We start from the raw sequence: 13,404 nt of genomic DNA, 5'->3' as shown, positions 1-13,404 counted from the left end.
GCACCCACGTCCCAAACCCCGCCCAAACCCGCACCTCAACCGCCGCAGGCCCCCACGCCTCAACCCCCTACGGACCCTGCACTTCAGCCCCCAACGAAACCCGTCACGCAGACACCCCCGGCCTGGCGGTTCCGCCGCCGGGAGATCCTGCGACTCAGGCCCCCCAACGGGCCCGAGCTGCAGACGCCGCTCGGCCCTGTGGTTCGGCCGCCGGAGGGGCCTGCGACTCAGGTCCGGACGGGCCCGAGCTGCAGGCGCCGCTCGGCCCGGCGGTTCCGCCGCAGGGGAAACCTGCGACTCCGGCCCCAACAGGGCCGAGATGCAGACGCCGCCCGGCCTGGCAGTTCAGCCGCCGGGGAGAACCTGCAACTCAAGCCCCGACCGGCCCTGCGGTTCGGCCGCCCGAGGGACCTGCGACTCAGGCCCCAACGGGCCCGTGATGCAGAAGCCGCCCGGCCCGGCGGTTCAGCCGCCGGGAGAACCTGCGGCTAAAGCCCCTACGGGGCCTGTGCTTCAGACCCCAGCCGAACCTGCGATGCAGATGCCGCCCGGGCCTGGCGGTTCAGCCGCCGGGGGAACGTGCGACTCCGGCCCCAACGGGGCCCGCGACGCAGACGCCGCCCGGCTCTGCGCCTCAGCCGCCGGAAGAGCCTGCAACTCAGGCCCCGTCCGGCCCTGCGACTCAGGTCCGGACGCGACCTGTAACGCGGGCGCCGCCCGGGCCTCCGGATGAGGCGCCGGGCGGGCTGGTCGTTCAGGCGACGGTCGGGCCTGCGGGCCGGGCAGCTACAGGATTTGCGGCCGGGGTGATGGCCGGGGCGGGCGTTCAGGCGCAGGCCCGGCGCGCGGGTGGGGTGGCTGTGGGGGCTAGGGCTCAGGCGTTCTCGGCGGCCCGCTGGGCGGGCCGGTGTGCGGCGCGCCCCACCCTGGAGCCTGGCGGCGCCTCGGGGGCGTGATGGCGTTCCAGCCGCGCCGCCACCGCGAGCGCCCGCAGCGAGCGGGTTCGGACGGCAGGACGCTCGTCCTGGCGGGGTTTCGGAATGCTGCTCTGCATGATGATCTCCTTCGTGTCGAGCAGGGGTCACCCGCTGTGCGGGATCTTGTACGCGTCGATGGTTGCAACCGCAAGATCCTTCCGGCTATTCCTGCCGAGCGGCCGCTTCCCCAAAAAACTTTCGCACCGCTAACTTCATCCCCCTCCCCGCCGCCCTCCCCCTCCCCGCTGCCCTCCCCGGCCTCGCGGCCCTCCTCGGCCCCGCCCTCCTTCTCGGCCCAACTGACCACATCGCTTCGTCCGCCCACATCACGCCTGATCGCCCACATCGCCCCTGATCACCACGCCACCCCTGTCTGCCCACACCCAACGGCGAACCCCGCCTCCAGCCCCGCCCTGCACAACGCCCCCCGCCCGCGGCCCCCGCACGGCACTCCTGCCCACGCGCTCCAACCCTCGCGCCCGCCCCGCACCGGTACCGCCCCCGTGCCCGTTCCTCGTGGCGCCCCTCCGCGCCGTGCCCACGCCACACCCGCGCCCGCGCCGCTACCGCGTCCGTGTCGTCCCCGAGCCCGTAACCCCCGTGTCCGTGTGCCGCCCGCGCGCTTATGCCGCGCCCACGCCGTCCCGTGCTGGTACCGCGCCCGCCCTGTGCCCGTGCCTGCGTCCGTGCCGCGCTCGCGCCCGTCCTGTGCCTGCGCCCCGCGCCGCTACCGCGTCCGTGCCGCCCCTGAGCCCGTAACCCCCGTGTCCGTGCCGCACCCACGCTTATTGCCGCGCCCGCGACGTCCCCCTGCCGCGCTCGCGCCCGTCCTGTGCCCGCACCCCATGCTCCGCGCCCCACGGCGTGCCTGCGCCACGCCCACGTCCGTGCCGTCCCCGAGCTCGCCACTCCGTCCCCGAGCTCGCCACTCCGTCCCCAAGCTCGCCACCCCGCCCCCGAGCCCGTAATCCCCGTGTCCTTGCCGCACCCGCGCTTATGCCGCGGCCGCGCCGTCCCTGTGCCGCGCTCGCGCCCGTGCACGGCTGGTCCCGCCTGCGGTCGTGCCGTCCCTAGTGCTGGTACCGCCCGCGTCCGCGACCAGCGCCCGGGCTCGTGCCGGTATCGCGATCGCGCCCGTCCTGTGTCGGTGTCCGTGCCTTCTCTACGTCCGCACGATCCCGGCCGTCCGCACGATCCCGGCCGTCCGCGAGCGGCAGCTTTGGACCCGGCGTCTGCTTGTGACCGGTACCCGTGGGACGCCTTTGGGCGATCCCGCCTTGATCTGCACTGGGCGCTTTTCGGTTTCGGGGCGGGGGCCTGCCTTGGACGGGGGCCTACGGGGGCGTCTGGGCGGGCTGTCTGGCCTAACCTTGCCGAATTGCCGCAGAAGCGCCCTGTCGGCCCGGAATTCGGGCCTTGGACGAAGGGAGTCCCGTGGAGCCGAACCCGGAACCGCTGCGGATCGCCGACCCCAGGCTGATGGGCGGGTTCACGCTGCTCGGCCGCCTCAGCTCGCACGGCGCCGGCACGCTCTTCCTCGCCGAGGATCACCGGCGCGCCCAGGTCGTCCTCGGCGTCCCGTACCCGACGGCCGCCGCCGACCCCGGCGTCCGCGCGCGGTTCGCGTCCGCTGTCGGCGCGCTCGCCGAGAACCGCGAGATCGTGGCGTCCTCGACGACCAACCCGCCGATCTGGGTGGCCGTCCCTTACATCGGCGGCGCGGTCCACGATGTCCTCGGCTTGCTGGACACCACTGCCCTGTCAACCGCTGAGCCGAGTCCCGCGCATGTCCCTGGCTTTGCGCCGCACTGGTCGCCCGAGCCGCACAACCCGCCGCCGGTCTACGCGCCCGCGCCCAGGCAGTCCCGCGCGCCGCTGCTGATCCCGGTCGTCGCCCTCGCCGCCATCGTGATCGCCGGGGCCGCGGTCGCCTACTTCGTCATCGCAGACCGTTCTGGCAGCACGACGACGGCGGACTCACCCGCCCCGCCGCGCGTGGCGCCCGATACTCCCAGTACCACCCCGTCCCCGTCGACCACGGACGTCCCGAAACTCAACGCCACCGACGACAAGGCCCACGTCGCGGGCCCCAGCTTCGGCAGCGGCGACAAGCTCTACTTCATGAAGCTGAACGGCTTCCCCTTCAACTTCAACGTCCCGGACGAGTGGGGCTGCATGCGCAGCGACAAACCGCCCTTCTCCGACCGCTGGATCTGCGCCCACGAGGGCAAGGGCTTCCCGCCGACCGGCGGCACCAGCGCCGGCGGCCTCGTCGCGATCCAGCCCTGCCCGTCCGGCTGCGGCCCGACCCAGCGCGAGTCCGCCCGCAACGCCATGGTCATCACCGCCAAGGACTGGCGCGCCACCGACCCCACCACCCAGTACGCCGAGGAGACCGGCACCAACACCAAGAACGAGAAGGTCGTCCGCGTCGCCATGAGCCACGTCTTCGCCTCCCGCCAGGGCGGCCCCATCGACACCGCCGTGGCCGTCCAGCTCACCGGTCCACCCGACGAGAAGGAGGACATGCAGAAGATCATCAACGAGATCCGCCGCCGCACCCCTTGAATAGGGCGGCGCGAGCACGCCAAGCAGCGGCGCCGTATGCCTGCCCGCCGCGTCCTCTGGCCTCGTTCAGTGCTCGGATGTTCGGTTGGGTTCATGGTGAGTCGGCCGGGGATGTGGGTGAACGCTAGCTGCCGCAGGTGCGGCATGTGTTCAGGGTGGTGATCACTTCGCGAGCCACGGCGAGCGTCTCTGTTCGGGCGGTTTCTGCTGGTAGTGGGGTGACGCTCTGCTCGCCCGGCTTGCCGGCGACGGTGTCCTCGCCTCTGTAGGTGATCTCGACCAGCAGGCCGCGATAGGCGAACTTCAGCTCGACTGCCTGGGTGTCGGTCGGCAGTGGTGGCCCCTCGACGGTCCGGTACTCGGAAGTGAACGCGTCGACACCCAGGCCGGCCACCGGCCTGAACGGGCCTTCCACCATCCGGCTGTCCTTGGTCGGCGTGAGGTTCGCGTAGTTGCCGGAACGTTTCTCCGCGGCCTCCTTGTCCAACGCGAAGCTGCGCTGTGCGGTGAGACCGTCGTTGTTGTTCGGCTCGTCCAGGGTCAGGGACAGCGTGAGGTGGCGGCTCTGCCGGCTGACGTCGGTTTCGTGACCTGGCTGGTCCCAGTCGCAGGTCCGCTCCTCGCTCGGTTTCATCGGGCCGGACCCGACGTCCGAGTACACGGCTTGCGGCACCAGCCGCTCCACCGTCTGCTGCGGTACCAGCGTGCAGGGAGGAGGCGCGGAGGCCAGTATCCCTGCGGGCGGCCGAGGCAGCGCGCTCACCGACGATGTCACGGCGGGAGGGACGGGCCGGTTCCCCGCCGTCCGCTCCGACGAGGGTGACGAACCGGTCGAGATCATGATCAGCGTCACGGCGGCGGCCGTCACCACGGCGGTCGCCGCCGAGGCTGCGACCGGGATCAACCACGGCCTCCGGAGGCTCGCGGCGCCGGACGGCCGGGCGCCGGTCCGGGCGTTGTCGCTCCGGGTCGCGTCGGCGCTGGTGGCGTCGTGGTTCGTCGGATCGTGCCGCATGCTCATCCCTTGCAGTCGGCGCAGCCCTGGAGGTTCGCCAGGACGTCCCGGAGGGCCTGCGCCGCGCGCTGCCGGGAGATCTGCTCGCGGGCCACGAGGTCGTACCCGGCGGACGGCTTGTTCGACAGCGGGTAGCTGAAGGCGTAGATCGCCTTGATCTCGGCGTTGCCGGTCCGGACGAAGGCGGCGGCCGAGGCGGTCCGGAAGCGCTGGTCGTCGCCCTTGCCGTCGGTCGTCCCGTGCGCGCCGCTGACGAACGCCTCGTCGCCCAGCCCGGGCAGGACGCGCACGTCGTCGAAGCGCATCCCGCCGGCGTTCGTCCCCGCCTTCCGCAGGAGGTCGGCCTTGTACGCGGCGGTGTCCCGGGCCGCCTCGGTCGTGCCGTCGCGGCCCGGGCCGGTGCGGCGAAGCTTGATCGACAGGATGAGCTGCTTGTCGCCGACCGTGGACGGGTCCTCCGAGTCGTACTTCTCCGAGGTCAGCGTGCAGCCGGTCTGCGCGCCGTCGGTGGCGAGGTCCTGCGGGTTGGAGTTGCTGCGGGGCTCGACGAGGGCCTGCGGGGTGATCTGGTCGCGGAGGGCGGGGGAGACCAGGTCGCAGGGGCGGGCGATGCGGACGAACTCCGCCTTCCCGGCCGGCTTGGACGCCGGCTTCGGGGCTGCGCCAGGGGAGTGCGCCGAGCCCTTCTTCCCGTGGGAGTCCGAGGCCAGGGCGAGGGCCCCCGCGGTCACGCCGGCGACGACGAGGGCGGTGGTGGCGGCGGCGATGAGGGTGATCAGCCAGGTGCGGCGTCGTGGTGGGGCGGGGCGCGTGGCGGGCTGGAGGGCCGGGGACCACTCGCGGTTGATGACGGTGCTGGCTGCGGCCTGGGGGTTGTCGGTGCCGACCAGGCGCTGGAGCAGGTCGTACGAGGTCGGGCGGGCGGACGGGTCGGGGTGCAGGGCGGCCTGGACGTGGGGGAGGAGTTCGGGCGGGACGCCGGAGAGGTCGAACTGCGCCTGCTGGGCCCGCGCGGCGAGGGTGGGGAGGTTGCCCACGCCGTAGGGGTGGCGGCCGGTGGCGGCGTACGCGACGAGGGTGCCCCAGGCAAAGACGTCGACGGCCGGGGAGACGCGGCCGTCGAAGACCTGCTCGGGGGCGCACCAGCCGGGGCTGCCGACGAAGCCGCCGGTGCGGGTGTGGTGGTCGTCGGCGTCCAGCGCGCGGGCGATGCCGAAGTCGATCACGCGCGGGCCGTCCTCGGCGAGCATGACGTTGCGCGGCTTGAGGTCCCGGTGGACGAGCCGGACGGCGTGGATCGCGGCCAGCGCCGTCGCGACGCCGACCGCCAGGCCGCGCAGCGACCCGCCGCCCAGCGCGCCCTCCGCCTCGATGTGGTCGGCCAGCGACGGGCCCGCGATGTACTCGGTGACCAGGTACGGGACGCCGTCGGACTCGCCGTGGTCCAGGACGCGGGCGGTGCAGAACGAGGCTACCCGGCGGGCGTTGGCGACCTCGGTGTCGAACCGCGCGCGGAAGCCCGGGTCGGCCGCCATGTCCCGCCGGACGACCTTGACCGCGACCCGCTGGCCGGAGTCGGACAGCCCGAGGTAGACCGCGCCCATCCCGCCCTCGCCGAGCCGGCCGAGCAACCGGAGCCCGCCGACCGAGGACGGGTCGTCCGAGGTCAGCGGCTCGACGCCGGTCCACGGAGACTGCTCCGCCTGCATCCGGTACCTCCCGCGCCGTCCAGAAGATCGCGGAAGACCTTACACGTCGGGAAGGTCAAGGTCAGGGAGTCAGTGGAATTCGGGATCTCGGAGCGTTCGCGCGAGAACGCCTGCCTATACGGGGTGTGGCTGTTCAGGGGTTCGCTGTGCGCAGGGTGGCGGCGACCTCGGTCATCAAGCTCTGGGAAGCGGCGTCGGGCGGGGAGGGACGGTGGTTGACGAGGAAGATGACGACCGTGCGGCCCACGCGTGCGATCGTCCTGGCACCCGCGCCGTTCGAGCCCGGATAGGTGGCGGATTCGTCGCCGACGTTCTGCGGTTGACCGGCCGGAAGGCCGCTGAACAGCTGGTGCGCGGCGCGGTCGCTCGCAGCGACCCAGCCGACGGTCACGTTGACCGTTTCGCCGCTCGCCACTTTGTAAGTGCATCCGACTCTCGGCAGGGTCGTCCCGTCGATCGTGAGGTGGCCCGGGTCGGTCTCGTTAGGCGCGCTGGAGTGGTGTGGCGCCAGGCGGCAGGGGTCGGGCCAGTCGGAGGGCCGGACGCCTCCCAAGGCCAAGGGCTCCTTGGCGTCCGAGACCGAAACCGAGCTGAGTTGCACGCGGGATCCGCCCTGCTGGGACATGGAAGCGAGGAACAGGTGTCCGCCGCCGGCGGCGATCCATTGCGGGTAGCTCTGCGTGGGGCTGGCGACGGCGTTGCCGCCCAGAACCGGTAGCGGTAGCCGTCGCGACTTCGCGGTGGTCAGGTCGATCACGTCCAGACCGGCCGGTAGGAGCGCGGCTTCGATCGTTGGAGAGGCCATCGGCAGGCCGGTTCCCGAGCCGACGTTCCCGGTCACCAGGTAGGCATGGGTGCCGCTCACGGTGAACGCACGCGGAATGCCGGTTCGCAGAACGCGGGACTTGCGGGTGCGGGTGTTGATGACGGCCAGATAATGCTGGTCCGTCGTGCCCTTGCCCGGGCTCTTTTCCGACGTGTCCTCGCCGGGGATGACGACGTAGTCGCCGGACACTCGGGCCTGGAACCGGTTGGTGCCGAAGCCGGCGGGAACCCTTCCAATGGTGTGCCAGTCCGGCCCGGAGACCTCACCCTTCGCCGAGATGGACGGCGTGTACGGGGCGCTCTCCAGATTGCCGAGCGCGCTGTTGCCGCGCAGCTGCTCAGACCTCAGCTTGTTCCACAGGACGCGCCCGGACGACGGGTCCAGCGCCGTCCGCAGGTCGGGCCCCGACGTCCCGTGGGCGTAGCCCCGGTCGATGGTCAGCACGGGACCGCTCATCCTGTAACTCCAGTCCTTGGCGTCGGGGCTGGAGGTGTGGAAGTACCAGCGGCGGGTTCCGGTGTGCGGGTCGTAGCCGTCGATGCCCGAGGACGACCCGACCAGCAGGACGTCCTGGCGGGCGGCGAACCAGGGCCTGTCGGCGATCAGGGTGGTCGACCAGTCGGCTGTGAGGTTGCCCGCTCCCGGCCCCGGCCCGCTGAGCGCGGGTGATCGCGACGGGCCGGACGTGCCGTGCTCGGCCGCCAAGGACGGGCCGTCGTCCCCGTAGCCGGTCGCGAACAGGGACAGCCCGGCGGCGCAGGCCACCGTCAGCACGGCCAGCACGGTCGTCATCACCTGGCGTCGCCGCGTCGGAGCTTGGAGGCGCCGCGTGGGAGCTTGGAGGTGCCGCGCCGGAACGTTCACCGATTCTCCTGTCATGACCCGACCAGCACCTGCGAAGACCGCGCCAGGAAGCCGCTCAACACGACGTCCCCACCCGAGGTGACCTTCAGCTCCGTCCCGTCAGATCCGGCCATGTTCAGCTCGCCGAGCTGCCGTCCGGTCTGGACGTCCACGACAAGCAGCGAACGCTTCTTCCCAGCGGCAACTGCCATCACGTACACCCGGCCGCGCGCTTCGACTATCCCGCTGGTGGAATCCGCCAGTTCCCAGCCCTTCGGCATCCGGTACTGCCACAGAGGCCGACCTGTGGCGGGGGCGACGGCGCAGAGCCCTTCCGGTGCCTCCCGCCGGGACGGTTGCATGCAGCCGGTGACTTCGGCTCCGCCGCCGATCGTCCCGGCCAGTTCCCCTCGCTGGGCCGCGGCGACGCGGCTGAGGACTCCGGTGGTCAGATCGAAGGCCGCCGTCGTGTTCCAGTCCGACACCACGAGCGAGTTACCGGACGTGGTGAACTGGCGTCCCTGCGACTTCCAGTCCACATCGTCACCGGTGAGCCAGGTCGTGGGCGCTGACCACCGCCGACGTCCGTCGCGCGGCTCGTAGGCGTTGAGCCGGGAACCGTCAGGGCACAACAGGCCCACGAGCAGAACCCCGCTGAGCCCTTGGGAGAACGGCCGGATGACACATCCGGATGGGAAGCGCGTGAACCAGCGCTGCCGACCGGTGCGCGAGTCGAAGGCAGTGAGCCCTTCCGAGGACGAGACGACCACGACACCGCCCTCGTCCAGCAACGGCGCCCCGGCGCTGCCTGACACAGTGGCGCGCCACCGTTGCCGCCCGGACCGCAGATCGAACATCGAAAGCCGATAATCGGAGCCCGCCGAACGAGTCAGTACCGCGACCCCGCCCGTCGCGGCGTCCACGGCCTTCGCCACGAAGACCGGTTCGTGCAGGTCCCGGATCCAGTAGGGCCTGCCGGTCCGCAGGTCGGCGATGGACAAGCGGTTCGGGTTGTCATCGCCCACCTCCCGATCCTCCTCGATCGCGAGCCCCTGGAAGGCGAGCGCACTGTCGGGGACCGCGGCACCGGTGCGCAACATCCCGCTGGTCGGGGGCGTGATCGCCGAGGGGAACGTCCCGTACGGCCCGTGCAGCTCACCGCCGTGGGGGATGAGGACGACGGCCACCCCGACACCGGCCGTCAAGAGCGCGACCACGACGATGCAGGCGCGTTCCCGCCGAGTGCGCCGCGCCGAACGATCAGACGAGGACATTGGGCCGCCGGACGCGCCCCGGTTCGCCATGGCCGCTTCGAGGACGTCCATCCGAACCTTGCTCCGCCGCACTTCGCCCAAGGACGCGGCGAACGCCAGCGCAAGAACCGCACCGGTCAGGTAGCCGCTGAAGCTGTGCGTCAGCAGGGATGTGGCCAGGCCGAATACGGCGGCGCAGGCCAGCCAGAGAACGGACCACCGCATCGGCCGCAGCCGGTTTCGGCGCCAAGCGATGTAGCGGGCCAACGCAGGGTCCAGCGCGGGATCGTCCGGAAGGAGGCCTTGGGAAACAGCGCTGGCGAGAACGCCGAGTACTACTCGGTTCTCCGCTTCCGACTGCGCCAGAACTCGCCGGATCGACCAGGCGAGGAGTAACGAGGCCACGGTGCCGAACGCCAAACCGAACAGGACGCCCACACGCGCGGCGGCCTGGGCGTCGGCACCGGACAGCCAACTCCCCAAGCCGCACCCCGCACCGCTGACGATGGTGAGAACCGCCCATTGCACAGGCGGGGAGGAGTAGCGCAGCCAGAGGTGCGGTCTGCGTAACGAGTCGAGCCCGCTGGCGGGGACGGAAGGTTCTAGCGGTGACGTTCGGGAGCTGTGGGCGACCACGGTCGGCCACTTTGACAGAAGGTGCTTTGTCGAGACAAGCCCTTAGTAATCCCGAGTTCTACAGGTAGAGGCCGGGGGTGGTGGCGGTTTTGGGGAGGGTGGTGGGGAGGTCTTCGGGGTGGAGGACGGCGGGGTCTCCGGGGGTGGTGGACGTGAGGCGGACGGACTGGGTGGCGACGGCGGCGTCCAGGAGGTTGCGGATGAAGCGGCCGTTGCCGAAGGAGGGGCCGCGGGGGACGGTGCGGAGGAGGGCGCCGAGGGCCTCGCGGACGCCGGGCGCGAGGGTGAGGCCGTCGGAGGCGGCGAGGAGCTCGAAGATCTGGACGAGCTCGGAGTCGGTGTAGTCCGGGAACCTCAGGCGCTTGGGGAAGCGGGATTCGAGGCCGGGGTTGGCGGTGAGGAAGGCGGACATCTCGCGCTCGTAGCCGGCGGTGATGACCAGCAGGTCGCCGCGGTACTCCTCCATGAGCTTGACGAGGGTGGCGACGGCCTCGGCGCCGTAGTGGTCGGCGCCGAGGGCGTAGGCCTCGTCGATGAACAGGACGCCGCCGAGGGCCTGCTCGACGGCGGCCTTGACGCGCGGGGCGGTCTGGCCGAGGTAGCCGCCGACGAGGTCGCCGCGTCCGACCTCGACGAGGTGGCCGGAGGAGAGCAGGCCGAGGTCGGCGTGCACGGCGGCGACGAGGCGGGCGACGGTGGTCTTGGCGGTGCCGGGTCCGCCGCTGAAGACCATGTGGCGGGTGGGCGGGGCGGCGGGGTGCCCGGCGGCGCGGCGCAGCTCGGCGCTGCGGGCCTCGGCGACCAGGCGGTGCACCTCGGTCTTGACGTCGCGCAGGCCGACCAGGGCGTCCAGGGCGGCGAGCGGGTCGGCGCCGACGACCACGCGGGACGCGCCGGTGAGCGAGTCGGGGATGTCGGCGGCGAGCAGCTCGGCGAGGCGCTCGGCGGACGGGCGCTTCAGCGCGGCGATCCGGCGGGCCTGGAGGGACTGCGCGCGCTCGCACAGGTTGCGCATGAGGCGGGCGTTGCCGAAGGAGCGCCCGCGCGGGGCGCGGCGGAGCAGGTCGGAGACCTTAGCGGACGCGTCGTCGGTCAGGGTGAGCCCGGCCGCGCCGCACATCCGGACGAAGATCTCCAGCAGCTCGGCGTCGGTGAAGTCGGGGAACCGGACGGTCACTGGGAACCGCGAGGACAGCCCCGGGTCGGACGAGACGAACCGCTGCATCTCGCGCTCGTAGCCCGCGGCGATGACGACCAGGTCGTCCCGGTGGTCCTCCATCATCTTGACCAGCTCGGCGACGGCCTCGGGACCGTAGTCCTCGCCGAGGTCGGACTGGGCGAGCGAGTAGGCCTCGTCGATGAACAGCACGCCGCCGACCGCGCGCCGGACGACCTCGCGGGTCTTCACGGCCGTCTCGCCGAGGTACTGGCCGACCAGCTGCGCGCGGGACACCTCGACCAGGTGCCCGGACGACAGGATGCCGAGGTCCTTGTAGAGCCGGGCGAGCAGCCGCGCGACCTCGGTCTTGCCGGTGCCGGGGTTGCCGGTGAACAGCATGTGCCGGGACGGCGCGGCGGCGGGCAGCCCGGCGTCGCGGCGCAGCCGGAGCGCCGAGGCGCCGGCGACGAGCAGCTCGATCTCGCGCTTCACCGGCGCGAGGCCGACCAGCGCGGCCAGCTCGCCGTGCGGGTCGGACGCGGTGCCGGCGGCGTCGAAGCGGGCCGGGACGTCGGCGCGCTTGACCACCAGCTCCTCGCCGGGCGCGGTGCGGGCGCGGACGTCGGCGACCACGACGTCCGCGAGGCGCTGGGCGAGCCGGGCGTTCCGCAGGTTCCGGACGGCCGGGGTGCGGGCGAGCAGGTCGCCGGCGGCGGTCAGGGCGCGCTTGTGGGCGCGGGCGCCGCGCGCGGCGAGAGCGCGGGAGAACAGCTCGGCGAAGGCGTCCGGGGCGAACGGGCGGGTGTGGACGACCTCGAACCGCAGCGACAGCGCCGGGTTGACCTCGCGGATCCGCTCGTCGCCGCCGGGCTCGCACAGCGCGACGACGTGCAGGTCGTCGTGGACGTCCAGGGCGCGGTGCAGCTCCTCGACGATCGCCTCGCCGCTGCGCGGGTCGCGGGACATGTCGTCCAGGCCGTCGATCACCATCAGCCGGGACCCGGCGGACTCGCGCGCGTCGTTGTACAGGTGCGTGGTGGCGGCGGAGACCTCCTTGCCCGCGAAGAAGTCGTCGGCGAGCCACAGCGGGGACGCGGTGACGCCGCGGTCGAGCAGCAGCCGCGCGACCTCCTGGGCGGCGTCCCGCTTGCCGGTGCCGTCCGGGCCGACCAGCATCAGCCGGACGGGCGCGTCGCCCTCGCCGATGCGGGCGAGCGCGGCGACCACGTCCGGCTGGCCGACCAGGTTGGAGCCGATCTCGGCGGACGCGCGCGGGCGGCGGGAGCGGGGCGTGCCCTTCCCGACGGACGCGGCGAGCGGGTTGACGACCCGGCGGCGCGGCCGGAACAGCCGCCGCAGGTCGTACTGGAACTGGCTGACCGGCACGTGCTGCGGGTCCGGGATGTCGCAGTCGGCGGGCAGGCCCTGCACGGACCCGGTGAACCGGACGGCCATGTCGAGCCAGCCGCGGCAGGCGTCGGCCTCGCCCGCGCCGAGCGCCCGCGCGAGCCACGCCCGGACGCCCTCGCTCCACTCGGCCGCCTCGAACCCGGCGTCCCGGACGCGGGCGAACCGCTCCAGCAGCTCGCCGTAGGCGTCCTCGCCGAGCACGGCCGACAGCTCGGCCGGGACCTCCCGCAGCCCGCCCTGCAGCAGCAGGTGGACGTAGAGATCCTGGACGGTCTCCTCGCGCGGCGCGGCGGCGCGCAGGTGCTCGTGCACCGGGGCGAGCCCGGCGCAGATCCACTCCAGGTAGCCGATCGGTCCGGCCAGCTCGGGCAGCGCGGCGATCACCTCGTCGGACGCGTGGTCCATCCATGCCTGGCGCTGGTCGACGAGGTGGTCGGTGATGTCCAGGGTGGGCGGCGGGTCCTCGAGCAGCTTGATCAGCGCCTGCCGGCGGGGCTCCAGCGGCTCGATCCCGGCCAGGACGTCCAGGGACTCGCGGGCCAGGGTGAGTGCCAGCTCCTTGTCGCCGCTGTCGCCGAGCCACTCCAGCGGGCGGAAGTTGCCGCTGGTCACGATCCAGGACGGGAACTCCAGCAGCAGGTCGCGCTGCTCGCGGTGGTACTTGCCGAAGAACTGGTACTGGAGCCGGGAGTGTGACCCGGTGCACACGGCCGAGCCGCCGCCGAGGAACTCCAGCGCGAGCACCAGGTCGCCGAGGACGAGCGGCGCGGGCGGTTTGAGCAGCTCCAGGTCGTCGGTGGTCAGCCCCTTGCAGCGCGGATCGTCGACCAGGGCCTCGACCCGCTCGCGGATCTCCGCGAACAGCCCGTCCGGTACCCGCCAGGGACCGTGAGCCCAGTAGTCGCAGACCGGCTCATCGGTGACCAGCAGCTCCAGATGCTCCGGCAGCGCCACGCAAGACCCCCTCGCCTACAAACCCGCAAACCCGGCGTAAAGGTTAGGCCGTCC

7 protein-coding genes are annotated in these 13,404 nt (G+C 72.5%); 1 reads left to right on the top strand and 6 read right to left on the bottom strand.

Translation table 11 applies throughout. The features are described 5' to 3' along the window. Positions 1-874: 874 nt before the first annotated feature. Entirely contained in the window at positions 875-1,054 is a 180-nt protein-coding gene (locus FHU30_RS11670) for a hypothetical protein (RefSeq protein ID WP_253874842.1), read from the bottom strand. Between the two features lie 1,357 nt (positions 1,055-2,411). On the opposite strand from FHU30_RS11670, the gene FHU30_RS11665 reads away from it, so the two are divergent. Further along, positions 2,412-3,545, top strand: coding sequence for a hypothetical protein (locus FHU30_RS11665; RefSeq protein ID WP_253874840.1), 1,134 nt, complete (start codon positions 2,412-2,414; stop codon positions 3,543-3,545). A 124-nt stretch (positions 3,546-3,669) separates the two neighbouring features. Here the strand turns inward: FHU30_RS11665 and FHU30_RS11660 are convergent, their stop codons facing one another. The 5 genes from FHU30_RS11660 to FHU30_RS11640 all read right to left on the bottom strand — a co-directional run bounded on the left by FHU30_RS11660 (position 3,670) and on the right by FHU30_RS11640 (position 13,350). Next, positions 3,670-4,230 carry a hypothetical protein gene (locus FHU30_RS11660; protein WP_253874839.1) on the bottom strand — a complete coding sequence of 187 codons (561 nt, stop codon included), beginning with the start codon at positions 4,228-4,230 and terminating at the stop codon, positions 3,670-3,672. A 332-nt stretch (positions 4,231-4,562) separates the two neighbouring features. Then, a complete protein-coding gene (locus FHU30_RS45980) occupies positions 4,563-6,269 on the bottom strand; it encodes a serine/threonine-protein kinase (RefSeq protein WP_301322949.1) in 1,707 nt (568 codons plus the stop codon). 133 nt (positions 6,270-6,402) lie between these two features. Further along, a complete protein-coding gene (locus FHU30_RS11650) occupies positions 6,403-7,887 on the bottom strand; it encodes a PQQ-binding-like beta-propeller repeat protein (RefSeq protein ID WP_253874838.1) in 1,485 nt (494 codons plus the stop codon). Positions 7,888-7,970: 83 nt separating this feature from the next. Continuing rightward, a complete protein-coding gene (locus tag FHU30_RS11645; RefSeq protein WP_253874837.1) occupies positions 7,971-9,416 on the bottom strand; it encodes an outer membrane protein assembly factor BamB family protein in 1,446 nt (481 codons plus the stop codon). A 469-nt stretch (positions 9,417-9,885) separates the two neighbouring features. Continuing rightward, the gene (locus FHU30_RS11640; protein ID WP_253874836.1) at positions 9,886-13,350 is read right to left on the bottom strand and encodes an AAA family ATPase; all 3,465 of its coding nucleotides are present in this window, start codon (positions 13,348-13,350) and stop codon (positions 9,886-9,888) included. Positions 13,351-13,404 lie beyond the last annotated feature (54 nt).

It is taken from the genome of Actinomadura rupiterrae (assembly GCF_024172125.1).
Classification (GTDB): Bacteria; Actinomycetota; Actinomycetes; order Streptosporangiales; family Streptosporangiaceae; genus Spirillospora; species Spirillospora rupiterrae.
The sequence above is the reverse complement of the archived record's forward strand: the minus strand, read 5'-3'. Positions and strand labels throughout refer to the sequence as shown.